At 68.0% G+C, this 22,977-nt stretch carries 24 protein-coding genes and 1 pseudogene; 14 read left to right on the forward strand and 11 right to left on the reverse strand.

What is annotated here, in order from left to right:
• The first annotated feature begins 71 nt into the window (after positions 1–71).
• Positions 72–1,352: an OprD family porin gene (locus tag DK254_RS18490; RefSeq protein WP_109934951.1), complete on the forward strand. Its 1,281-nt coding sequence runs from the start codon at positions 72–74 to the stop codon at positions 1,350–1,352.
• Between the two features lie 90 nt (positions 1,353–1,442).
• Here the strand turns inward: DK254_RS18490 and DK254_RS18495 are convergent, their stop codons facing one another.
• Positions 1,443–2,738, reverse strand: coding sequence for an OprD family porin (locus DK254_RS18495; protein ID WP_109934952.1), 1,296 nt, complete (start codon positions 2,736–2,738; stop codon positions 1,443–1,445).
• 236 nt (positions 2,739–2,974) lie between these two features.
• Between DK254_RS18495 and DK254_RS18500 the strand changes: the two genes are divergently transcribed.
• The 3 genes from DK254_RS18500 (at position 2,975) to DK254_RS18510 (ending at position 6,979) form a co-directional block, all read left to right on the forward strand.
• Positions 2,975–3,493, forward strand: coding sequence for a sigma-70 family RNA polymerase sigma factor (locus DK254_RS18500; RefSeq protein WP_109934953.1), 519 nt, complete (start codon positions 2,975–2,977; stop codon positions 3,491–3,493).
• 2 nt (positions 3,494–3,495) lie between these two features.
• Entirely contained in the window at positions 3,496–4,464 is a 969-nt protein-coding gene (locus DK254_RS18505) for a FecR family protein (RefSeq protein ID WP_109934954.1), read from the forward strand.
• Positions 4,465–4,543: 79 nt separating this feature from the next.
• Entirely contained in the window at positions 4,544–6,979 is a 2,436-nt protein-coding gene (locus DK254_RS18510; protein ID WP_109934955.1) for a TonB-dependent receptor, read from the forward strand.
• Positions 6,980–7,027: 48 nt separating this feature from the next.
• On the opposite strand, the gene DK254_RS18515 is transcribed toward DK254_RS18510, so the two are convergent.
• The 6 genes and pseudogenes from DK254_RS18515 to DK254_RS18540 form a co-directional block, all read right to left on the reverse strand.
• Positions 7,028–7,498 (reverse strand): arsenate reductase ArsC, encoded by a 471-nt coding sequence (locus tag DK254_RS18515; RefSeq protein WP_109934956.1) that lies wholly within the window; start codon positions 7,496–7,498, stop codon positions 7,028–7,030.
• A 26-nt stretch (positions 7,499–7,524) separates the two neighbouring features.
• Complete coding sequence (locus tag DK254_RS18520; protein WP_109934957.1) at positions 7,525–8,811, reverse strand: arsenic transporter; 1,287 nt, start codon at positions 8,809–8,811, stop codon at positions 7,525–7,527.
• Positions 8,812–8,832: 21 nt separating this feature from the next.
• Complete coding sequence (locus DK254_RS18525; protein ID WP_109934958.1) at positions 8,833–9,177, reverse strand: metalloregulator ArsR/SmtB family transcription factor; 345 nt, start codon at positions 9,175–9,177, stop codon at positions 8,833–8,835.
• 187 nt (positions 9,178–9,364) lie between these two features.
• Positions 9,365–9,520 (reverse strand): annotated as a pseudogene (locus tag DK254_RS18530) (alcohol dehydrogenase); the annotation flags it as partial.
• Between the two features lie 108 nt (positions 9,521–9,628).
• Complete coding sequence (locus tag DK254_RS18535) at positions 9,629–9,970, reverse strand: gamma-glutamylcyclotransferase family protein (protein ID WP_109934959.1); 342 nt, start codon at positions 9,968–9,970, stop codon at positions 9,629–9,631.
• Between the two features lie 12 nt (positions 9,971–9,982).
• Entirely contained in the window at positions 9,983–10,648 is a 666-nt protein-coding gene (locus tag DK254_RS18540) for a M24 family metallopeptidase (RefSeq protein WP_109934960.1), read from the reverse strand.
• 166 nt (positions 10,649–10,814) lie between these two features.
• Between DK254_RS18540 and DK254_RS18545 the strand changes: the two genes are divergently transcribed.
• From DK254_RS18545 to DK254_RS18555, 3 genes are all read left to right on the forward strand, one after another.
• On the forward strand, positions 10,815–11,633 hold the full coding sequence (locus tag DK254_RS18545) for a protein phosphatase 2C domain-containing protein (protein WP_109934961.1): 819 nt from the start codon (positions 10,815–10,817) through the stop codon (positions 11,631–11,633).
• Positions 11,634–12,030: 397 nt separating this feature from the next.
• Complete coding sequence (locus DK254_RS18550) at positions 12,031–12,492, forward strand: antitoxin Xre-like helix-turn-helix domain-containing protein (protein WP_089390473.1); 462 nt, start codon at positions 12,031–12,033, stop codon at positions 12,490–12,492.
• Entirely contained in the window at positions 12,492–12,989 is a 498-nt protein-coding gene (locus DK254_RS18555; protein WP_089390472.1) for an RES family NAD+ phosphorylase, read from the forward strand. The genes DK254_RS18550 and DK254_RS18555 overlap by 1 nt, the downstream gene beginning before the upstream one ends.
• A 125-nt stretch (positions 12,990–13,114) precedes the next feature.
• On the opposite strand, the gene DK254_RS18560 is transcribed toward DK254_RS18555, so the two are convergent.
• Genes DK254_RS18560 through DK254_RS18570 form a run of 3 tightly spaced genes read right to left on the reverse strand, consistent with a single transcriptional unit; the run spans position 13,115 to position 14,142 of the window.
• Positions 13,115–13,540, reverse strand: a complete 426-nt coding sequence (locus DK254_RS18560; protein ID WP_089390471.1) for a VOC family protein — start codon at positions 13,538–13,540, stop codon at positions 13,115–13,117.
• A gap of 48 nt (positions 13,541–13,588) precedes the next feature.
• Entirely contained in the window at positions 13,589–13,864 is a 276-nt protein-coding gene (locus DK254_RS18565; RefSeq protein WP_109934962.1) for a type II toxin-antitoxin system RelE/ParE family toxin, read from the reverse strand.
• Positions 13,864–14,142, reverse strand: coding sequence for a CopG family ribbon-helix-helix protein (locus DK254_RS18570; RefSeq protein ID WP_089390469.1), 279 nt, complete (start codon positions 14,140–14,142; stop codon positions 13,864–13,866). Before DK254_RS18570 ends, DK254_RS18565 begins: the two co-directional genes overlap by 1 nt.
• A 298-nt stretch (positions 14,143–14,440) precedes the next feature.
• Between DK254_RS18570 and DK254_RS34400 the strand changes: the two genes are divergently transcribed.
• Positions 14,441–14,602, forward strand: a complete 162-nt coding sequence (locus DK254_RS34400; protein WP_177412081.1) for a hypothetical protein — start codon at positions 14,441–14,443, stop codon at positions 14,600–14,602.
• 2 nt (positions 14,603–14,604) lie between these two features.
• Positions 14,605–15,234, forward strand: a complete 630-nt coding sequence (locus tag DK254_RS18575; protein ID WP_256595901.1) for a helix-turn-helix domain-containing protein — start codon at positions 14,605–14,607, stop codon at positions 15,232–15,234.
• 68 nt (positions 15,235–15,302) lie between these two features.
• On the opposite strand, the gene DK254_RS18580 is transcribed toward DK254_RS18575, so the two are convergent.
• On the reverse strand, positions 15,303–15,806 hold the full coding sequence (locus tag DK254_RS18580) for a hypothetical protein (RefSeq protein WP_081884540.1): 504 nt from the start codon (positions 15,804–15,806) through the stop codon (positions 15,303–15,305).
• A gap of 645 nt (positions 15,807–16,451) precedes the next feature.
• Here DK254_RS18580 and DK254_RS18585 point away from each other — a divergent pair.
• The 5 genes from DK254_RS18585 to DK254_RS18605 all read left to right on the forward strand — a co-directional run bounded on the left by DK254_RS18585 (position 16,452) and on the right by DK254_RS18605 (position 22,955).
• Positions 16,452–16,751 (forward strand): metalloregulator ArsR/SmtB family transcription factor, encoded by a 300-nt coding sequence (locus tag DK254_RS18585; protein ID WP_208604341.1) that lies wholly within the window; start codon positions 16,452–16,454, stop codon positions 16,749–16,751.
• A 124-nt stretch (positions 16,752–16,875) separates the two neighbouring features.
• Complete coding sequence (locus DK254_RS18590; protein ID WP_109934963.1) at positions 16,876–18,144, forward strand: OmpP1/FadL family transporter; 1,269 nt, start codon at positions 16,876–16,878, stop codon at positions 18,142–18,144.
• Between the two features lie 214 nt (positions 18,145–18,358).
• Positions 18,359–19,495 carry an FMNH2-dependent alkanesulfonate monooxygenase gene (ssuD, locus tag DK254_RS18595; RefSeq protein ID WP_109934964.1) on the forward strand — a complete coding sequence of 379 codons (1,137 nt, stop codon included), beginning with the start codon at positions 18,359–18,361 and terminating at the stop codon, positions 19,493–19,495.
• An 86-nt stretch (positions 19,496–19,581) separates the two neighbouring features.
• Positions 19,582–21,111 carry an FAD-dependent oxidoreductase gene (locus tag DK254_RS18600; RefSeq protein ID WP_109934965.1) on the forward strand — a complete coding sequence of 510 codons (1,530 nt, stop codon included), beginning with the start codon at positions 19,582–19,584 and terminating at the stop codon, positions 21,109–21,111.
• A gap of 254 nt (positions 21,112–21,365) precedes the next feature.
• Positions 21,366–22,955: an ABC-F family ATPase gene (locus DK254_RS18605; protein WP_109934966.1), complete on the forward strand. Its 1,590-nt coding sequence runs from the start codon at positions 21,366–21,368 to the stop codon at positions 22,953–22,955.
• The last annotated feature ends 22 nt before the right edge of the window (positions 22,956–22,977 follow it).

Raw genomic sequence — 22,977 nt, forward strand, 5'->3', positions numbered from 1 at the left:
GAGCACCCGGGCGGGCAAGCTTTTTTCTGCGTTCGGGCGCTGCGAATAAACAGACTGCAGGAAATAACAAGATGATGAACAAAAAGTTCAGTTTGCTTGCATTGGGGATCCTCGCTGCCAGCACCCAGGTCATGGCCGACGATCAGGCAGCCGCCAAGGGCTTCGTGGAAGACAGCCACCTGGACCTGTTCTTCCGTAACGCCTATATGAACCGTGACTACAAGCACGGGGCACCGGACAAGGCCGAGTGGGGCCAGTCCGCCACCGCCACCTTCAACTCCGGCTTCACCCAGGGCACCGTCGGCTTCGGCGTCGACGCCTTCGGCCTGTACGCCCTGCGCCTGGATGGCGGCAAGGGCAAGAGCGGTGCCGGCGGCATCGACTTCTTCAAGCGCGGCGACAGCGGCGAGGCGGCCAACGACCTGTCCCGCGCCGGTGGCGCAATCAAGGCGCGCATCTCCAACACCGTGATCAAATACGGTGACCAGATGCCCAGCCTGCCGGTGCTGAGCTACGACAACTCGCGCCTGCTGCCGGAGAGCTACACCGGCACCCTGATCACCTCCAAGGAGATCGAGGGCCTGGAACTGAACGTCGGCAGCTTCACCGAGGAAGTCCGCAAGAGCGCCGAAGGGCGTGACAGCGGCGGCCTGAAGCGCATCGACGTGTACGGCGGCAGCTACAAGTTCACCGACAACTTCAGCGGCTCGCTGTACGCCTCGGACAACAAGGACGTGGCGCGCAAGCAGTACCTGAACCTGAACTACGTCATCCCGATGCAGGATGCGCAGTCGCTGACCTTCGACTTCAACGGCTACAAGACCAAGCTGAACAAGGACTTCGCCAACCTGAACTTCGGCGGCGACCGCGACAACACCATCTGGAGCCTGGCGGCCACCTACGCCATCGGCGCCCACTCGTTCATGATCGCCCACCAGCGCAACACCGGCGACACCGGCTACAACTACGGCTGGTACCAGAACGCCGGCGGCCTGGGCGACGGCGGCACCACCATCTGGCTGGCCAACTCCTACTGGTCGGACTTCAACGCCGAGGACGAGCGCTCCTGGCAGGCCAACTACAGCATCAACTTCGCTGAATACGGCATCCCGGGCCTGAGCTACACCGTCGCCTACGTCTATGGCGACAACATCAAGACCTCGCAGACCAACAATGGCCACGAGCGCGAGATCTTCAACCAGGCGAAATACGTCGTGCAGAGCGGTCCGGCCAAGGACCTGTCGATCAAGCTGCGCGGCTCCTGGGTGCGCGTTTCCAACGACGCCCGCGAGTACAACGACGACGGCAACGAAGTCCGCGTCTTCGTCGAGTACCCGTTCAGCGTGTTCTGATCGGCGTCGCGACCTGACGTGAACGAAAAAGCCCCGTGGCATGCGCCACGGGGCTTTTTTCATGGGCTCACGCTGACCTGAGCAGCCGCCTCAGAAGATCGACAGGTTGTAGCTGGCGATCAGGCGCACCTCGTCCACGTCCCGGGCCCACTGTTCATAGTCGGTGCGGTAGGTGGCGTTGCGCAGGCGCAGGCTCAGGCCCTTGAAGGTGCCGGCCTGCACCACGTACCTGGCCTCCAGGTCGCGCTCCCATTCCTTGCCCTCGCCACCGCTGGCCAGGCGGATGTGGTCGCCGTTGAGGTAGCGGGCCATGAAGCTCAGGCCGGGGACGCCGACGCTGCGCAGGTCGAAGTCGTAGCGCAGCTGCCAGGAGCGCTCCTCGGCGTTGGCGAAGTCGTTCACCTGCACGTAGTTGGCCACGTAGGGGTTGCTGCCATCGAGGTAGGGCATCGAGCTGTCGCCGCTCATGCGCTGCCAACCGGCGCTGAAGGTGTGGCCGCCGCGGGCGTAGGCCAGCAGCAGGCTGAGGGCGCGGTTGTCGATCTCGCCGGCGCGGGCGGCGCCATCATCGTCGCTGTCGAACCAGCGCAGGTCGGCGCTGGCCACGCCCCCGCCCAGCGCCCGCTTGCCGAGCAGGCCGACGAAGCGCTGGCGGTAGACGTTCTCCAGCCCGCCCTGGGCGTACTGCAGCAGCAGGTCGTCGTTCACCTTGTAGTCGAGCTGGTAGGCGTCGAAGCGGTTGCCGGTGGTGTCGCAGGCGTAGCGCTTGTTCTTGCAGTTGAGGCGGATGTCCTGGGCGTCGCTGGAATCCCGCGCGGTGTAGCGCTCCAGGCGCGTGGCGGAGAACTTCAGGTCGCGGATATCCTCGCTGGCCAGTTGCGCGCCGTGGAACATGTTCGGCAGCAGGCGACCGTCGTTGTACTTGAGCAGCGGCATGTCCGGCAGCATGGCGCCGTAGCGCAGCTGGGTGCGCGAGAAGCGCAGCTTGCCGGCGACCCCGGCCTTGGCGTACTGATCGGCCGAATGACGCGGGTCGTGGCCGCTGGACGGCAGCAGGCCGCTGTTGCTGTCGGCCGGGCTGGAGTCGAGCTTGACGCCGAGCATGCCCAGGGCATCCACCCCGACGCCCAGTGGGCCCTCGGTGAAGCCGGAGCGTACGTCAAGGATGAAGCCCTGGGCGGTCTCCTCGCGCTTGGAGGCGCCCTGCGGGTTGGAAGACGCGCCATCACGGAAGTCGCGGTTGAAGTACAGGGTGCGCGCCTCCAGGCGGGCGCTGCCGTCCTCCAGGAACTCCGCACTGGCCGGGCCGGCGAAGCCGCCGAGCAGCGCAAGGGCGCCCAGGCTGCAAAGCGAACGGGGCGTACTGGAGGGGAAAGGCAAGGGCATGGCGTGGCTCCGGAAAACAGGGACGGCAAAACGGCGCGGGAAGGTGTCACAGATGCCCGGCAGGGGTCTTTAGGACCTTGGTCTAGAGCGGCGCAAGCAGGATTTCGGGGCAGCGCCAGCGCTCCCCTTCCGACACCGGAATTTCCGACATCCATCGGATTCGGCATCAAGGAAATTGCTGAAAGTCACCGCCCTCCTTACAATTGATATGAATTATCAATTGCATTTACCCCAACATGCACAAGCCAGCCGATCCGCCGCGTCGCACCGTGCACGAGCTCTACCTGGACCATCACGGCTGGCTGTTCGGCTGGCTGCGGCGCAAGCTCGGCTGCCCGCAGAACGCCGCGGACATTTCCCACGACACCTTCATGCGCATCCTCAGCGCACCCGACTGCCTGGCCGACATGCGCCAGCCGCGCGCCTACCTCAGCACCACCGCGCGCCGGCTGGTCATCGACGAAGCGCGGCGCAAGCGCCTGGAGGCCGTCTACCTGGAAGAGCTGGCGAGGCTGCACGAACACAGCGAGGGCTCGCCCTCCCCGGAACGGATCAACGCCACCCTGGAGCTGCTGGAAATCCTCGCCTTCGCCCTCGAAGGCCTCGGCGAGAAGGCCCGCCAGGTCTTCCTAATGCGCTACCTGGGCAACCTCCCGCAGGGCGAGATCGCCCAGCGCATGGCGATCTCCGAACGCATGGTGCGGCGCTACCTGGTACAGGCGCTGGTGCACTGCAACCAGGCGATGGACGTCTGAGCATGAGCGACGAACGCATGCTCGAGGAAGCCGCCGACTGGCTGCTGCGCCTGGAAGAGGACGACTGCTCCGCCGCCGAGCGTCAGGCCTTCGAACACTGGTGCGCCGGCGACCCGCGGCGCAGCCGGGCGGTCGAGCAGATGCGCGGCCTGATCGGCCAGCTGCAGGGCCTGCAGGAGGAAAGCCAGGCGGTCCAGGCGGCCCTCTCCAGCACCCTGGCGGCACCGCGCCGGCGGCGGCCGGGCGCCCTGGCCGGCCTGGGCGCGGCCGTGCTGGGCCTGTCGCTGCTGCTGGCGGCGAACGGCGACTGGCGCCACTACTGGCTGGCCGACCTGCGCACCGCGCCGGGCGAATGGCGCCGCGAGCGGCTGCCGGACGACTCCGTGCTACTGCTCTCGGGCAACAGCGCGGTGGACCTGCACTACGACGGCGGCCAGCGCAGCGTCGAGCTGCTGCGCGGCGAAGTGCTGGTGGAGGTGGCGCCCGATCCGAAGCGGCCGTTCCGCGTCACCACCGACGACGGCAGCATGCGCGCGCTGGGCACCCGCTTCGTGGTGCGCCGCGAGGAACGCGACACCCTGCTGAGCATGCTGCACTCCCGTGTTTCGGCGCAGAGCGCCGACGGCTCGCACACCCTGGAGGTGAGCGCCGGCTCGCAGGCGCGGCTGAGCCGGGACGACGTCCGGCTGGTCGGCAAGGTGGAGCCGGCGGCAGTCGACCAGGCCTGGCAGCGCCACCAACTGGTGGTGCACGACGCGCCCCTGGGCGAGGTGCTCGCCCAGCTGTCGAGCCAGCAGCGCGGCTACTGGCGCTACGACAGCAAGGCGCTCGCGGGCATGCGCATCTCCGCGGTGCTGCCGCTGGACGACAGCGAGCGCGCCCTGGCGCTGATCGAGGACAGCCTGCCGGTGAAGGTGCGGCGCTTCACGCCCTGGCTGGTGTGGATCGAGGCGAAGGGCGGCCAGGAATGATTTACGGGTGAGAGTGGTTCCGCTTTTTCCGGGCCGTCCGTCAAGGAAGAAGCCAACCAAGAAACGGAGCTTTCACCCGATGTCCACCCTTCGATACTCAGCCAGGCGCGCCGCCCTGGCACCCCTGGTCCTGGCCGTGCAACTGGCGCTGCCGCTGTGCGGCGCCACCGCCCTGCCCCAACTGGCCCAGGCCGCGGCCAGCACCTTCGACATCCCTGCCGGCGACCTGGGCGAGAGCCTCAACCGCTTCGCCCAGCAGGCCGGCATCGCCATCCTCTACCGCACCGCCGACCTGCAAGGGTTGCGCTCGCCGGGGCTCAAGGGCCACTACGAGGTCGAGGAAGGCTTCGCCCGCCTGCTCGCCGGCAGCGGCTACCAGGCCAGCCAGGGCGAGCACGGCTACCGCCTGGTGAAGCAGGGCGAGGTGCTGGAAATGGGCGCCACGAACGTCATCGGCAGCGAGCCGGTGGCCACCACCGAGGGCTCCCACTCCTACACCTCCGGCGCCGTGACCCTGGGCAAGGGCGTACAGAAGCTCAAGGACATCCCGCAGTCGGTGACGGTCATCACCCGCAAGCAGATGGACGACCAGAACACCGAGACCATCTCCGACCTGGCCAAACGCACGCCGGGGCTGACCGCCACCAAGTCGCCCGGCTCGGGGCTGTTCATCTTCTCCCGCGGCTTCAGCATCGACACCATCCAGTACGACGGCGTGCCCATCCCGCGCAACACCTACTCGCTGGGCAGCTACCTGACCGAGGACATGAGCTTCTACGACCGCGCCGAAGTGCTGCGCGGCCCGGCGGCGTTGCTGCAGGGCGGCGACAGCCCGGGCGGGGCACTGAACCTGGTACGCAAGCGCGGCCAGCAGAAGGCCACCGTCAGCCTGACCGGCAAGGCCGGCTCCTGGGACCGCTACGGCATGCAGCTGGATGCCGGCGGCCCGCTGAACGAAAGCGGCACCCTGCGTGGTCGCACCGTGGTCAGCTACAACGACAGCGACTCGTTCATCGACTACGTGCGCGGCTGGAACCAGACCGTCTACGGCGCGGTGGACTACGACTTCACCCCGGACCTCACCGTGGGCGTCGGCGTGGCCAACCAGAAGGGCCACTCGCGCCCGCCCATGCTAGGCCTGCCGCGCTACGCCGACGGCGGCAACCCGGACTGGTCGCGCTCGACCTACGTCGGCGCCGACTGGAACCGCTCCGACAACGACCAGACCAGCGTCTTCCTCGACGCCACCTACCGCCTCAACGACGACTGGCGGGTGAAGGCCGCCAGCGTCTACATGAGCGAGCACAACGGCGCCACCTACCAGGCGCTGTGGGACGCGCTGCCCACCGACGGCTCCACCGACAACACCTACATCGACTGGAGCACCGACTTCACGACCCACAGCAAGGGCCTGGACCTGTACCTGGACGGCCAGTTCACCGGCCTGGGCTTCGAGCAGAGCTTCCTGCTGGGCGGCAACTACTCGCGGATCAAGACCGACGACCGCTGGGCCCGCGCCCCCACCTTCGGCGCCGATTCCGCCAATGTCGACCACCATCGCCCGATGCCGGACATTTACGACCTGGCCAGCCGCGGCCTGGGCCGGCTGACCGACTACGACGTGGTGCAGAAGGGCCTGTACTCGCGCTGGTCGATCAACCTGACCGAGCCGCTGAAGCTGATCCTCGGCGCGCGCACCAGTTGGTACGACTACACCTACGGCGCCGAGACCTTCGCCCACACCGCGCGCAGCGAATCCACCACCACCAGCACCGGCAAGGTCTCGCCCTACGCCGGCCTGGTCTACGAGCTGGACCCGCAGTGGTCGGTCTACGCCAGCTACACCGACGTGTTCCAGCCCCAGACCGACCGCACCGCCTCCGGCTCCATCGTCGAGCCGATCACCGGCAGCAACTACGAGCTGGGCCTGAAGGGCGAACTGCTCGATGGCGCGGTCAACACCTCGCTGGCGCTGTTCCGCTACGACCAGGAAAACCGCGCGGTGCTCGACCTCGGCGGGCCCATGGACTGCGACGGCTGGTACTGCGCCAAACCCTCGGGCAAGGTGCGCAGCCAGGGCCTGGAAGCGCAGATCAGCGGCGAGGTGCTGAGCGGACTGCAACTGATGGCCGGCTACGTCTACAACACCACCAGGTACCTCAAGGACAACGACTACAAGGACAAGGTGTTCAGCACCTGGACACCCAAGCACCAGCTCAAGCTGTGGGGCGACTATACCCTGCCGGGAAACTGGAACCGCGTGTCCCTGGGCCTGGGCACCACTGCCGTCAGCGGCACTACCTCGTACGACCACAAGTTCGACCTGCCCGGCTACGCCATCTGGGATGCGCGGGTTGCGTACAAGCTGAGCGACGAGGTCACGGTGGCAGCGAACATGAACAACCTGTTCGACAAGAAGTACTACGTGCCCGCGTACAACACCATCGACTACAACAACTACTACGGCGACCCGCGCAACCTGATGTTCAGCGTGAAATACACGCCGCAACTCTGAGCCGCGCCCCGCGCCCGCCACGGAGGCTGCCCTGCGTGGCGGGCGCGGTCAGAGGTGGCCGATACGCGCCAGCTCGTGCTCCAGCGCGGCGCGATCGAGGCTGGCGAAAGGCAAGGCGAAGAAGGCCAGGCAACGCCGTTCGATACGCGCCAGGGTGGCGCGGAAGGCGGCATCCAGCTGCGCTTCGTCGCCCTGCGCCTCGGAGGGGTCCTCCAGGCCCCAGTGGGCCTTCAACGCCGGGCCGAAGTACACCGGGCAGGCTTCGCCCGCGGCCTTGTCGCAGACGGTGATGACGATGTCCGGCGGGTTGTCCGCGAAGGCCTCGTTGCCCTTGCTGCTCAGGCCCTCGGTGGCGATGCCGGCGCGCTCGAGGGTCGCCAGGCTGCGCGGCAGCACCTGGCCGCGGGGGAAGCTGCCGGCGCTCACCGCCTCGAAGCCGGCGGGCGCCAGGTGGTTGAACAGGGCTTCGGAAAGGATGCTGCGGCAACTGTTGGCCGTGCACATGAACAGGACTCGCATGGAAGGCTCCTGCCGCCGCCGGGCGGCTATCGGAAGGCCAGGCGCAGGGCCAGGGCCGAGAGGGTGACGAGCAGGACCGGCAGGGTCAGCAGGATGCCGACCCTGAAGTAGTAGCCCCAGGTGATGCGGATGCCCCTGCGCGCCAGCACGTGCAGCCAGAGCAGCGTGGCCAGGCTGCCGATCGGGGTGATCTTCGGCCCCAGGTCGCAGCCGATGACGTTGGCGTAGACCATCGCCTCGCGGACCACGCCCTCGGCCGCGCCGGCCTGGATGGCCAGCGCCCCCACCAGCACGCTGGGCATGTTGTTCATGACCGAGGACAGCAGCGCCGACAGCAGGCCGGTGCCCAGGGCAGCGGCCCACACGCCCTGCCCCGCCAGGCCGTCCAGCACGCGGGTGAGGAAGTCGGTGAGGCCGGCGTTCTTCAGGCCGTAGACCACCAGGTACATGCCCAGGGAGAACACCACCACCTGCCAGGGCGCCTCGCGCAGCACCCGGCGGGTGGAAATCACCTGGCCACGGGCGGCGACGGCGAACAGCACCGCCGCGCACAGCGCCGCCACCGCGCTGATCGGGATACCCAGCGGCTCCAGGGCGAACAGCCCGAGCAGCAGCGCCAGCAGCATCCAGGCGCCGACCGCGAAGGTGGCCGGGTCGCGGATCGCCTCCCGCGGCGCCTGCAGCTGGTCCACTGCGTAGCGCTGCGGCAGGTCGCGGCGGAAGAACAGGTACAGCACCAGCAGCGTCGCGGCGACGCTGGCCAGGTTCACCGGCACCATCACCGCGGCGTACTCGGCGAAGCCCAGGCCGAAATAGTCGGCGGAGACGATGTTCACCAGGTTCGACACCACCAGCGGCAGGCTGGCGGTGTCGGCGATGAAGCCGGCGGCCATGACGAAGGCCAGGGTCGCCGCTGGCGGGAAGCGTAGCGCCAGCAGCATGGAAATGACGATGGGAGTGAGGATCAGGGCCGCCCCGTCGTTGGCGAACAGCGCGGAAACGGCGGCGCCCAGCAGCACGCAGAAGGCGAACAGGCGCCGGCCGCTGCCGCCCGCCCAGCGCGCCACGTGCAGCGCCGCCCAGGCGAAGAAGCCGGCCTCGTCCAGCAGCAGGCTGATGACGATGACCGCGATGAAGGTGGCGGTGGCGTTCCAGACAATGGCCCAGACGCTGGGGATGTCGTGCAGCGACACCACGCCCAGGGCCAGGGCGACGAGCGCGCCGGCGCTGGCGCTCCAGCCGACGCCCAGGCCCCTGGGCTGCCAGATGACCAGGACGAGGGTGAACAGGAAGACGGCAGCGGCGAGCAGCATCGAGGCGGGTTCCGGGAGGGGTCAGCAGCAGCTGGCGCGCACGGGGCGGCCATCCATGTCGCGCAGGCGGGCGGCGCTTTCCTTCAGCCAGTCGGCGTTGGCCTGCAGGGTGACGCGCAGCACCTCGTGGACCCAGGCGGGCAGAACGGGGTTGAGCCGGTAGTACACCCACTGCCCCTGGCGGCGGTCGAGCAGCAGCCCGGCGGCGCGCAGCTGCGCCAGGTGGCGGCTGACCTTGGGCTGGCTGTCGCCCAGCGCGCACATCAGCTCGCAGACGCACAGCTCGCCCTGCTCGGCGATCAGCAGGGTGGCGCGGGTGCGGGTCTCGTCGGCCAGGCACTTGAAGACTTCGGGGGGCGTGAGCATGGTGGTCGCCAGAACATATGGAAAACAGAATATACGGTTTTCCATATGTTCAAGGCAACCACCGGGGTGCCCTTCCCTGTCGAACGAAGGCGTCCGCCGGGATACCTTTGCGGGGCAGTCGGGACTCGAAGCGCAGCGGCTGGCGGCGCAAGGCCGAGCGCGGCCACGGCGGGCCGCGCCCATCACGTCACTTGCCGGCGTCGAGCACGATGCAGTAGCGGGTCTTGCCGCTGCGCAGGTGTTCGATAGCCTCGTTGACCCGGCTCATGGGGAAGTGCTCGACCCGCGGCAGTATCCGGTGGCGGGCGCAGAACTCCAGCGTGGCCGCCGTGGTGCTCGGCGCGGTCGCTGCCCAGACGGTGAAGGGGGTGGTTGCGACGCCGTTGCTCATGGGAAACCTCCTGGAACGCAGAAACAGAACCCCAGGGAAACGGAGCGCCGCGAAGGCGTATCAGGCCTGCACGTAGACCCACGCCTGCAGGCCGGACTGCAGCTCGGCGCTGACGCGCTGGTAGTCGGCCACCTCATAGGCGTCCGCGGCGAGCAGTTCCTGCGGGGTGATCTCGAAGACCGTACCCGGCACCCGGTCGCCGGCCACGCCGCTGTAGCGGACGATGGGGTGGTAGCGCTTGCCGCTGGTGGCCAGCACGGCGGGATCGGTGATCTCCACCAGGTCCTGGCGGTAGCCGACCAGGGCGTCCGCCCGGCCCTGGAGTTCGCGGCCGAAGCTGGCCAGTTGCACGGCCCTGTCCTGCAGGGTGCCGTAGGAGAACAGCAGCACGACTTCGCTCATGGCGCCTCCGCGTCAGGCCAGCAGGTCTTCGTAGAAGGCCCCGTAGGGCTTGTCCGGGTGGGCGATCTGGATTTCCAGGATCCACAGCCCGCCGCCCGGGTGCTCGGCGTAGTCGCCCAGGTCGCCGGCGCGGTAGATGGCATGGGGGAAGTCGCTGACGCGGTGGCCCTTGATGTCCAGGTTGAGCTTCCAGCCCAACGCCTGGGCCCGGGCATGGGCGAAGTCGTACAGCGCCACGCCGCTGCAGCGGGTTTCCCGCCAGTGCGCCTCGACGTGCAGGAACAACTCCCTGGCCGCTGCCGCGCAGGCTGTCATCTCAGGGTCGTCGCCAACCACGAAGGTGGCCCCGGCATCGCCTTCGTGGCCGCGCCAGACCACACCCATGTCGATGAAGAAGATGTCGTTCTCGCCCAGCAGCGGGTCGCCGTCGGAGCGTTGCTTGAAGGTCTTCAGGGTGTTGGCGCCGAAGCGGATCAGCAACGGGTGCCAGATGCGCTCCATGCCCAGCTCGGCGAGCACCTGCTTGCCGATGGCGGTGGCCTGGGACTCGCTCATCCCCGGGCGGATGGCCGCGGCGATGGCATCCACGGCCTCCCAGGTGCGGGCCTGGGCGTATTTCATCAGTTCCAGCGCGTAGTTCGCGCCTACGGCTTCCTTGGCGTGCACGGCGGTATTCATTCGGGCGCTCTCTGCGAAGTCCTCGGGGTTCGCCGTATAGAGTTCTACATAGCGAACCCGGAATGCAAGCCACGCAGGGTGGACAGCGCGTCGCGCGGCTGACAGGCTCTGTCCTCGGCCGGCAGCGGCCACCAGAGACCAACGCTTCACGGGAGACCCCCTGCCCATGCACCTCGATCTGCTCCAGGTCCTCAGCCTCGCCGGCAAGGCGGAGGTTCCCAACGACGACCGCATCGGCTGCGCCGAGCGGCATGCCTGGATCATCGACGGTGCGACCGACCTCGGCGCGCCGGGCCTGCTGGGCGAGCGCGGTGGCGCCGCCTGGCTGGCCGCGTCCGCACACCGGGCTTTCGCCGCGGCCTCCGGCACCCTCGCGAACCTGTGCGAAGGCATGTTCGAGACGGTCGCCGACGACTACCGGCGCGACCGCCGCCGCGAGCCGGTCGCCGCCTGGGAGCTGCCGCGAGCCTCCTTCGCCGCGGTGGCGATAGAGGGCGACAGCCTTGCCTGCGGCTTCCTCGGCGACTGTGCGGTGATCCACCGCAGCGCCGCCGGCGTGGCCTTCCTCACACCCGAACCGAACCGAGCGGAGGAACTCGCCGAAGCCGCCGCCCTCGGCCCCGGCGCCGGTGCCGGCGGCGTGCGTGCGCCCCATGTGCTGGCCGACCGCCGCGCCGCCCGCGAACGGCCCAAGGCCGTGCTGGGGGTGGATGCCGCGCAGGCCAGGGCTGGCCTGCACCTGGCCCGCGCGCCCCTGGCCCGGGGCGACGACCTGCTGCTGATGAGCGATGGCTTCGCCGCACTGTTCGACACCTACGGCGCCTACGACGCCGCCGGCCTGGTCGCCCGCGTGCTCGCCCACGGCCTGGGGCCGTTGGCGGAAGAACTGCGCGGCATCGAGCGGGACGACGCGGCGTGCCTGCGCTACCCGCGCTTCAAGGCCAGCGACGACGCCTCGGCGATCTGGCTGCGGGTCGCGGGATAGCGGCCGTCGATGCCGCATGGCCGTAGGGCGTTATCCGCCATCGTTCGTGGACATAGGCGCAGTGGCCGACGGCGGATAACCGCGAACGGTTATTCGCCCTACCCTAACGCTGGACTCCCCGCCCATACCGAACGGCCCCCTCTCCCGCCTGCCGGTGGCTTTCAGCGGCAACCCATCCAGGACCATGGCGCGCCGCGGAAGCTTGTCGTTGGCCATGCGCACGCGGCACCACGCGAGGAAAGCGTCGAGATCAATGGCCTGGCCCCGGCGGCGGAAGATCGTCCAATGGGACTAGCCAGTGCGCAAGGGCCGACAACCGTTCGGCCAGTTTCACTGGTCATTCACGCCACCTGGCGGTAAATTCTCGCCATATGGCAAAAAACAGGAGCGCCGCGCCATGAACCTCGGCAATGACAACCGCCATCGCCTTCCCCAGGACCCGGACCGGCCGCTGCGCCTGCTCTATGGCGACAAGGGGCCCCACGCCAGCAGCGTGTTCGAGGTGCACGAGATGATCGAGCGCGGCCTGCCGTCGGACGTGGTGATCGCCTTCGCCGAGTCCCTGGAGCTGGACAAGCAGGCTTTCATCAAGCTCATCGGCATGTCCGAGCGCACCCTGCAGCGCCGCCTCAAGCACCCCGAACCGCTGTCCGCCGAGCAGAGCAGCAGCGCCTGGCGCCTCGCCAAGGTGCTCAGCCGCGCCGAGGAGGTGTTGGGTTCGCGCCGCGCCGCGGTGGACTGGCTGATGGCCCCGGCCCTGGGCCTGGAGGGCCATGCGCCGGTAGACCTGCTGACTACCCAGGTCGGTTTCGAGCTGGTGGACGACTTCCTCACCCGCCTGGACTACGGGGTCTACTGATGCAGCCATTGCCAGGGAACGGCGAGCTGTACCTCTGGCGCCTGGACCGCCGCGAACACGCCGACGGCTGGGACAGCGGCATCGGCGCCGAACTGGCCGGCGGGCGCTGGAACTCCAGGGGCGTGCGCGCCGTGTACGCCAGCGCGGATGCCGCCACGGCCATCCTCGAGGTGGCGGTGCACAAGGGCTTCGCCGCGCTGGACCGGGTGCCCCACGTGCTGACCTGCGCGCGCATCCTCGACCCCGCCCGGGTACTGCGCGTCGAGCCGGGCAGCCTGCCGAACCGCAACTGGCTGGTGCCCGGCATCCCCAGCCATGGCCAACAGCTGTTCGGCAACGAGCTGCTCGACGCCCACCCGTTCATCCTCATCCCCTCGGCGGTGGTGCCGCACTGCTGGAACCTGCTGCTCAGCCCGGCCCTGGCCAAGGGCGCCTACGAGTTGGTCAGCCAGGAGGCCTTCGCCCTGGATACCCGGCTGAACCCGCCGGCGCCGTGAGAAAACCGGCCAGCCCCAGGCAATGAAGTGAAGGCAAGGCTCCATATTCGAGAGCCCCCTTCAATCAGGAAAGCATGCCGGCGTGCCCTGCATGCCCGGCGGCCTTCCGCGCCTGCTGCCCTGAGCTACTTGGCGAACAACTGGCCGATGTCCTTGAACGCCTTGAACTCCAGGGCGTTGCCGCAGGGGTCGAGGAGGAACATCGTCGCCTGCTCGCCCACCTGGCCCTTGAAGCGCACGTAGGGCTCGATCACGAAGCGCACGTCGAACCCGCGCAGGCGCTCGGCCAGCGCCTCCCACTGCGCCCAGTCGAGCACGATGCCGAAGTGCGGCACCGGCACGTCGTGGCCGTCCACCGGGTTGCAATGGGCGCTTTCCTGGGATGCGGTGCGCGGGTGCTCGTGGATCACCAACTGGTGGCCGTAGAAGTCGAAGTCCACCCACTGGGCGCTGGAGCGGCCCTCCTCCAGGCCGAACACCTCGCCGTAGAAGCGGCGGGCGGCGGGCAGGTCGTGGACGGGGATGGCGAGGTGGAAGGGGCGAAGGCTCATGGATGGCTCCTGGCGGTGGCGTGGGTTGCTTTCAGCCTAGGCCAACCGTCAGCGCTCTTCGCGGGTATGCCATACACGAAGCAGATGGATGTCGGAGCCCCGTATCTCGTAGCGCATCTCGTAATGGCCAACCAGAAGCCGCCGGACATCACGCGGCACGAACTCATCCAGGCGCTCACCGAGACGTGGGTTGGTCAGTAAGACAGCCGGCGCGGCGACCAGTTGCTGGGCGGTACGGGCCGCCGCAGACCGATTCACCGGAGCGAGAAACTCGTGGAGCCGTGCCAGATCGGACAAAGCCTTGCTCGTCCACTGCAACGCCATCAGCGCGGTACCGGCAGCGGTAGCGGTGTGTCGGAGTCCAGGCTCTCCGCCCAGGCCTGGACGGACTGATGATCGATTACCCGGCCGGCATCCACATCGGCCAGGGCCTCGCGAGTCAAGCGGCTACGCTCGTCCTCCTGGTCTAGCCAGGCGGACAAGGCCTGCTTGACGATCCAGTTCTTCGAGCGTTCCAGGCGCTCGGCGATTTCGTCCACGCGCTCCGCCAGTTCGACGGGAACGTGAGCGGTGACCGAGCGAGTCTTGTAAGTCGTGGCCATGTCAAGTGCCTCCTGGGCAGAGTTAGTCATTTCGATTAAAAACCAATCGTAACCAATAAAGATAAGGCGTCAAGCGATACTCACCAGGCTCAGTGGAAGACTTAAGCAGCAAACGGTTGCGACCTCGCTGTTCTTCGTGGGGCGCTCGATCCAAACGTCATGGCGACCGGACACCCTGTCGAGGCCAAAGCACTTAGACCGATAAATGCTTAACAAATGAAAACTCAGTATTTATGGTTCTAACACAACCCCAGCTAGGCTAGCCCCATCTTCACCGCCGCCCCCTTGAGGAGTCGCCATGGACCGCACCGACAACGTCATCGACCTCGCCCGCTACCGCACGCGCCGCCAGGCACGCCGCATGGCCGAGCTGATGTGGGCGATGTACGCGAGCCGCGCCGGCTTCGGTGCCGCCCAATGGGTGCAGCAGCAGCGCGACAGCGGCATCCGCGAGGCCTGAACATGGGCCTGCCGCTTTCCACCGACGCCACCGAGGCGGGCCTGGAGGCCGCCCCGGCGGCCGCCGACGACCCCATCGGCCAGCGCGTGGCGCACAACCTGCTGCGCCTGCGCGGCAAGCGCAACCTCTCCCTCGACGGCCTGGCGCGGCTGTCCGGGGTGAGCCGGGCGATGCTGGCGCAGATCGAGTCCGGGCGCAGCGTCCCCTCGATCAAGGTGCTGTGCAAGATCGCCCAGGGCCTGAAGGTCTCGGTGGCGGCCTTCCTCGACGACCGCGCCTTCGACGGCGTGGCCCTGCTGCCGGCGCGCGAGAGCAAGCGCCTGGTCAGCGGTGACGGCGCCTTCGTCAGCCGCGCGCTCTTCCCCTTCGACGTCTCGCGCCAGGTGGAATTCTACGAACTGCGCCTGGCCGGCCTGGCCATCGAGCACTCCGCCGGCCACGCCCCCGGCACCCGGGAGAACCTGGTGGTGGCCCAGGGCGTGCTGGAGATCGCGGTGAACGAGGAGCGCTTCCTGCTCGGCACCGGCGACTCCATCCTGTTCTATGCCGACCAGGCGCACAGCTACCGCAACCCGGCCGACAGCGAGGCCGTGGCCTACCTGGTCACCACCTACGCCGAACGCCTGGACTGAGACGGCGGCGCAAAACGAAAGGCCCGGCGGGTTTCCCCACCGGGCCTTTCTCGTTCAGCGCGCCGCGATCAGCAGGTGCAGCACATCATCGGCATGCCGTTGCAGCTCATCATCATCGGCATGCCGCATTCCATCATCTTGTTCATCAGCATGCAGCAGTTCTTGAACATCTCCATGTTCATACCCTGCATCGGCATCATCTTGCACATCATGGCGTCGCCCTGCATGGAGCACTCCATCATGCACTTCATCGACGGCATGGGCATGCCCATCATCATCGGCATCATGTTCATCATGCCCATCATCGGCATCATCGCCATGCCGGTCTGGGACATGCACATCATCGACATGTTGCCGCAGTGCATCATCATCGGCATGCCGCAGTTCATCATCATCGCCATCATTTCGGCGTTGTTGCGGAACATGGCCGCGTCCATGCCCATGGCCGGCATCATCTTGCACATCATGCCGTCGTCCTGCATTTCGCACTGCAGGGTCGCCATCATCATCGGCATGCCCATCATCGGCATCATCGGGTTGGCGTTCATCGGCATCTGCATGGCATTCATCATCTTGGTATCTCCCTGAACTGGACGGAATGGATAACTGCGAATGGCTGCGATTCTAGGCCGACGGTGCGGGCGGACAAGCTGGCGGGGCAGCGGCGGATTGCTTCGCCGGCCCTCGGGGAAACGGAGATCCAGTGGAGCACTCGTTCGTTATCGCTTCTTTATTTCCGTCATTGCAGGCAAACAAGATTCCATGACTGCCAAATAGACAACATGGATATCGCCTGCAGCACTAAGCAAATAACCGTAGTGAATAAACATTCTAAACAGGCCCGAAGATTTTCCTGCCGCCTCGCCTGGCCCCTGCCACACGCTTTCGCCGGCACATGAAAATGCCTTCGCGCTATTTATCGCCGGGGCACGGCCACCGCTATAGTGCCCGGCCAGCCCCGCGCCGCGCACGCACAGTTCCTCGCCATGGACAGCCAACGCCACATGAAACCCGAGCGCAGCGCTCGGCCCAGCTGGCCGCCCTCGTCGAAGCGGCGCGAACGGCCCCGCGGCAAGGCTGAGCCCACCCCAAAACTTGCAATTTTCCTATACTGTTCGCCAGCAGCGGCCCGCCTCCGCTCCGGCGAACCGGCCGGCGATTTGTGCCGGCCGGCGCTTTCCCTATACTGCCCGCCTCTTTAACCCACCGAGGGCCCCATGGATATCCAGCAGATGCGCCAGGCCGCCGCCGAGGCCGCCACCACCTTGCGCTCCCTGAGCCACCCGGACCGCCTGATGCTGCTCTGCCAGCTGAGCCAGGGCGAACGCTCGGTGGGCGAGCTGGAGGAACTCCTGGGCATCCAGCAACCCAACCTCTCGCAGCAGCTCGGCGTGCTGCGCAGCGAAGGCCTGGTCGACACCCGCCGCGACGGCAAGCGCATCTTCTACTCGGTGAAGGACCCCAAGGTACTGCACCTGCTGAGCACCCTCTACCTGCTCTACTGCCCGCAACCCTGACGTCTTCATATTGCCGAAAGGAATATTAAAATAAATTAATATTATAGTTAGATATTATACATTCTATTAAATTGACATCTCTTCAGGCGGCAAGGTGCCGCCTCGCCATGGGGAGTGTCGATTCATGCAAGTCCAGTCACGTCTGCTGCTCGGCCTGGTGGCCCTGGGCGGGCTCGCCAGCCCGGCGGCCCAGGCCACCAACGGCTATTTCTTCCACGGCTACGGGATCAAGGCACAGGGCCAGGCCGGGGTCAGCATCGCCCAACCGCAGGACGCCCTCGCCGCCGCCAACAACCCGGCCGGCACCGCCTGGATCGGCGACCGCCTGGACCTGGGCGCGAGCCTGTTCGCCCCGGACCGCAGCGCCAGCATCGAGGGCAACGGCGCCGGCGCCAACGGCCACTACAACGGCAACGCGCGCAACCTCTTCCTGATCCCCGAGTTCGGCGTCAGCAAGCAGCTCAACGAGCGCCTGGGCGTGGGCCTGGCGGTGTACGGCAACGGCGGCATGAACACCGACTACCGGCGCAACCCCTACGCCGCCTTCGGCAGCCGCGGCAGCGCCGGGGTGGACTTCAGCCAGGTGTTCCTCACCCCCTCGGTGGCCTACCGCTTCAGCGAGCGGCAGTCCTTCGGCGCCGCGCTGAACATCGTCTACCAGCGCTTCGCCAGCAAGGGCCTGAGCGCCTTCGCCAACCCGATGTTCTCCAGCGACCCGGGCAACCTCGACGACCGCGACCACGACAGCTCCACCGGCGTCGGCGTGCGCCTGGGCTGGCAGGGCCAATTGACCGACGAACTCACCCTGGGCCTGACCTGGGCCTCGAAGATCAAGGCCGACAAGTTCGACCGCTACGCCGGCCTGTTCGCCGACGGCGGCAGCTTCGACGTGCCGGAGAACTACGGCGCCGGCCTGTCCTACAAGCTGACTCCGCGCCTGACCCTGGGCGCCGACGTGCAGGAGATCAAGTACGGCCACGTGACCTCGGTGGGCAACCCGTTCGACGCGCAGCAGCTGTTCGCCGGCAACCAGCTCGGCTCGAAGAACGGCCCCGGCTTCGGCTGGCGCGACATCACCGTGTACAAGTTCTCCGCCAGCTACCAACTGAGCCCGCAGCTGACCGTGCGCGGCGGCTACAGCCATGCCGAACAGCCGGTGCCGAGCAGCCAGACCTTCCTCAACATCCTCGCCCCCGGGGTGATCCGGGACCACGCCAGCCTCGGCCTGACCTGGAGCCCGTCGGCGGACAACGAGCTGAGCCTGGCCTACACCCACGGCTTCGAGGAGAAGGTCAAGGGCAGCGGCTCCATCGACCCGGCCTTCGGCGGCGGCGAGGCCGACCTGAAGATGAGCCAGGACATTCTCGGCGTCGGCTACGCCTGGAAGTTCTGACCCGCCAGCTGTTGCCCAGACAACAGCGAATCAACATTTTGCCCGCCAAGCAACAGCCCGCCGCCGCAGTGGCAGGCTGCAGGCCGCGAATCCCGGCGCTGGCACAGGGCTTGCCTTTTCCGCGGCGAGCCCTCCCACCTACAAGACTCACCGCCACGCGTGCATTCCCGGGGCAACGCCCCTTCCTTTCGACGATGGCAACGAGGACACCTTCATGAGCCTGGATATCTTCTGGTTCCTGCCCACTTCCGGCGACACCCGCTACCTGGGCCATTCCGGCAGCGGCCGGCCGGCGACCAACGAATACATGCGGCAGATCGCCGTGGCCGCCGACCAGCTCGGCTACGACGGCCTGCTGATCCCCACCGGCGCCAGCTGCCTCGACCCCTGGGTGACCGCCGCCAGCCTGGTGCCGGTGACCCGCCGCATCAAGCTGCTGGTGGCGCTGCGCACGTCCCTGGGCAACCCCACCGCCTCGGCGCGTCAGGCGGCCACCCTCGACCAGGCCAGCGGCGGCCGCCTGCTGCTCAACGTGGTGCCCGGCGGCGACGCCACCGAGCTGGCCGCCGACGGCGTGTTCTATTCCCACGACGAACGCTACGAGGCCTCCGACGAGTTCCTCGACATCTGGCGGCGCCTGCTCGGCGGCGAGACCGTCGACCACGACGGCAAGCACCTGCAGGTGCGCGGCGCGCAGAACTTCTTCCCGCCCGTGCAGCAGCCCTACCCGCCGTTGTACTTCGGCGGCTCCTCCCCCGCCGCCCACGAGCTGGCGGCCAAGCACGTCGACGCCTACCTGACCTGGGGCGAGCCGCCGGCGGCGGTGGCCGAGAAGATCGCCGACGTGCGCCAGCGCGCCGCCCGCCACGGCCGCACGGTGCGCTTCGGCGTGCGCCTGCACGTGATCGTCCGCGAGACCAACGAGAAGGCCTGGGCCGCCGCCGAGGAACTGATCAGCCACCTGGACGACGCCACCATCGCCGCGGCCCAGGCCAACTACGCGAAGATGGATTCCGAAGGCCAGCGGCGCATGGCTGCGCTGCACGGCGGCGACCGCAAGCGCCTGGAAGTCGCCCCCAACCTCTGGGCCGGCGTCGGCCTGGTGCGCGGCGGCGCCGGCACCGCCCTGGTGGGCGACCCGCAGACCGTGGCGGCGCGCCTGCTGGAGTACGCCGCGCTGGGCGTGGACAGCTTCGTGCTGTCCGGCTACCCGCACCTGGAGGAAGCCTACCGCTTCGCCGAACTGGTGTTCCCGCTGCTGCCGGGCAAGGGCCGGGTGACGGTCGACGGCGTGCTCACCGGCGGCGCCTTCGACGTGCGCGCAGGCCAGGGCAAGGAGCACGCGGCCTGACCACGCCTCGACGAGCGTAGGCGTGCGCCCGGGCGCCGGGGGCTATCCTGAAGCGGTGACCTTCAGGAAAAGACGAGGAGCAAGCGATGAGCGACCATCCATCGTCCCCACCCGGCCCCGACTTCGCCCAGGGCGTGCCCCTGGCGGACATCGTCGAAGGCAGCCCGCTCGCCGGCCAGGTCGGCGGCGAAGCGGCGCTGCTGGTGCGCCAGGCCGGCCAGCTGTACGCCATAGGCGCCACCTGCCCGCACTACGGCGCGCCCCTGGCCGAGGGCCTGGTCGACGGCGACACCCTGCGCTGCCCTTGGCACCACGCCTGCTTCCGCCTGCGCGACGGGCGCCTGCTGGGCCCGCCGGCACTGGACGACCTGCCGCGCTGGCAGGTGGACTGCCGCGACGGCAAGGCCTACGTCGGCGCCCCCCTGCCCGCCCCCGCGGCGGACCTGCCGGTCGGCGCGCAGGCACCGGCCTCGGTGGTGATCGTCGGCGGCGGCGCCGCCGGCAACGCGGCGGCCCTGGGCCTGCGCCACGAGGGCTACGACGGCCCCATCACCCTGCTCAGCGCCGACCCGGCCGCGCCCTACGACCGGCCCAACCTGTCCAAGGACTACCTGGCCGGCAGCGCCGACCCCGCCTGGCTGCCGCTGCGCCCGGCGGACTTCTACGCCAGCCAGCGCATCGAACTGCGCTGCGACACCCGCGTCAGCCACATCGACACTGCGCACAAGAAGCTGACCCTCGCCAGCGGTGCGGAACTGGACTACGGCGCCCTGGTGCTGGCCACCGGCTCCGCGCCGGCGCGCCTGGACGTGCCCGGCGCCGACCTGCCCCACGTCCGCGTGCTGCGCAGCCTCGCCGACTGCGACGAGCTGATCGCCCGTTGCGCCACGGCTCGCCGCTGTGTGGTGGTGGGTGCCGGCTTCATCGGCCTGGAAGTGGCCGCCTCGCTGCGCGCCCGCGGCCTGGAGGTACAGGTGGTGGCGCCAGGTGCGCGGCCCATGGAGCACGTCCTCGGCGAGGCCCTGGGCGACATGCTCCGGACCCTGCACGAGGCCCACGGTGTGGTCTTCCATTTCGGCACCGGGGTCACGGCGATCGAGGCGCAGCAGGTCCGGCTGGCCAACGGCGCGACGCTGCCGGCGGACCTGGTGGTGGTCGGCATCGGCGCCCGCCCCGAGCTGGACCTGGCCCGCGACGCCGGCCTGCGCCTGGACAAGGGCGTGCTGGTGGACGCCTGGCTGCGCACCAGCGCCCCGGACGTCTTCGCCGTGGGCGACATCGCCCGCTGGCCGGACGCCCGCACCGGCGAGGCGATCCGCGTGGAGCACTGGGCGGTCGCCGAGCGCCAGGCCCTGGTGGCGGCGCGCAACATCCTCGGCCACCAGCAGCGCTACACGGCAGTGCCGTTCTTCTGGACGCAGCAGTACGACGTCGGCATCAACTACGTCGGCCACGCCGAGCGCTGGGACCGCATCGACGTCGACGGCGACCCCGCCGCCCACGACTGCCGGGTGACCTACTGGCACGACGGCAAGGCGCTCGCCGTCGCCACCGTGGGCCGCGACCGGCAGAGCCTGGAGGCCGAGGCCGCCTTCGAGAAACAGACACCGGATTAGCCCCGTCCGGCACGACCGGCCATGCAAGGACAGGCCCATCTATGCGACAATCCGCGGCCTGTCCGGCATGAACCCCGCCCTTTAAGCGCAACAGCTTGGACATCGCGTCCAGATGCTGCTCTTCGCGCACGTCCGCTGGATGCACCGGCGCCCACGCAAATCCGGGCCCCGGAAACCCAGATTGGTATCGAATTGGTATCGGCCCGCTGCCAACACTGGCCCAGCGGCTCGCAAGTCATTGATAGGTAAAGCCCTTGATCTCCACCGCCAACATCACCATGCAGTTCGGCGCCAAGCCGCTGTTCGAAAACGTCTCCGTCAAGTTCGGCAACGGCAACCGCTACGGCCTGATCGGCGCCAACGGTTGCGGCAAGTCCACCTTCATGAAGATCCTCGGCGGCGAGCTGGAGCCCTCCTCCGGCCAGGTCATGCTGGAAAGCAACGTGCGCCTGGGCAAGCTGCGCCAGGACCAGTTCGCCTACGAGGACTTCACGGTGATCGACACCGTGATCATGGGCCACGAGGAACTGTGGAAGGTCAAGGCCGAGCGCGACCGCATCTACGCCCTGCCGGAAATGAGCGAGGACGACGGCATGGCCGTGGCCGAGCTGGAGGTGCAATTCGCCGAGTTCGACGGCTACACCGCCGAGTCCCGCGCCGGCGAGCTGCTGCTGGGCCTGGGCATTCCCCTGGACCAGCACTTCGGCCCGATGAGCGCCGTGGCCCCGGGCTGGAAACTGCGCGTGCTGCTGGCCCAGGCGCTGTTCTCCGACCCGGACCTGCTGCTGCTCGACGAGCCGACCAACCACCTGGACATCAACACCATCCGCTGGCTGGAAAACGTCATCACGGCGCGCAACAGCACCATGATCATCATTTCCCACGACCGCCACTTCCTGAACAGCGTCTGCACCCACATGGCCGACCTGGACTACGGCGAGCTGCGCCTGTTCCCGGGCAACTACGACGAGTACATGACCGCCGCCGAACAGGCTCGCGAGCGCCTGCTGTCGGACAACGCCAAGAAGAAAGCGCAGATCGCCGAGCTGCAGACCTTCGTCAGCCGCTTCTCGGCCAACGCCTCCAAGGCCAAGCAGGCCACCAGCCGCGCGCGCCAGATCGACAAGATCCAGCTGGAAGAGGTCAAGCCGTCCAGCCGCGTCAGCCCCTTCATCCGCTTCGAGCAGTTCAAGAAGCTGCACCGCCAGGCGGTGACCCTGGAGAACGTCAGCCAGGGCTTCGACGGCGTGCCCCTGTTCAAGAACCTGAGCCTGCAGGTGGAAGCCGGCGAGCGCATCGCCATCATCGGCCCCAACGGCATCGGCAAGACCACCCTGCTGCGCACCCTGGTCGGCGAGATGCCGCCGCAGGCCGGCGAGGTGAAGTGGACCGACAGCGCCGACGTCGGCTACTTCGCCCAGGACCACGCCGAGGACTTCGAAGAGGACTACAACCTGTTCGACTGGATGGCCCAGTGGACCCAGGGCGGCGAGCAGCTGGTGCGCGGCACCCTCGGGCGCATGCTGTTCTCCAACGACGACATCAAGAAGTCGGTGAAGGTGATCTCCGGGGGCGAACAGGGCCGCATGCTGTTCGGCAAGTTGATCCTGAAGAAGCCCAACGTGCTGCTGATGGACGAACCGACCAACCACCTGGACATGGAGTCCATCGAGGCGCTCAACCTGGCCCTGGAGAACTACCCGGGCACGCTGATCTTCGTCAGCCACGACCGCGAGTTCGTGTCCTCCCTGGCCACCCGCATCATCGAGCTGTCGGAGAACGGCGTGACCGACTTCAGCGGCAGCTACGACGACTACCTGCGCAGCCAGGGCGTGATCGTCTGACGCCCCCGCCAGGGGATGCCAC

The sequence above is a fragment of the Pseudomonas sp. RW407 genome, from assembly GCF_003176655.1.
Classification (GTDB): Bacteria; Pseudomonadota; Gammaproteobacteria; order Pseudomonadales; family Pseudomonadaceae; genus Pseudomonas; species Pseudomonas delhiensis.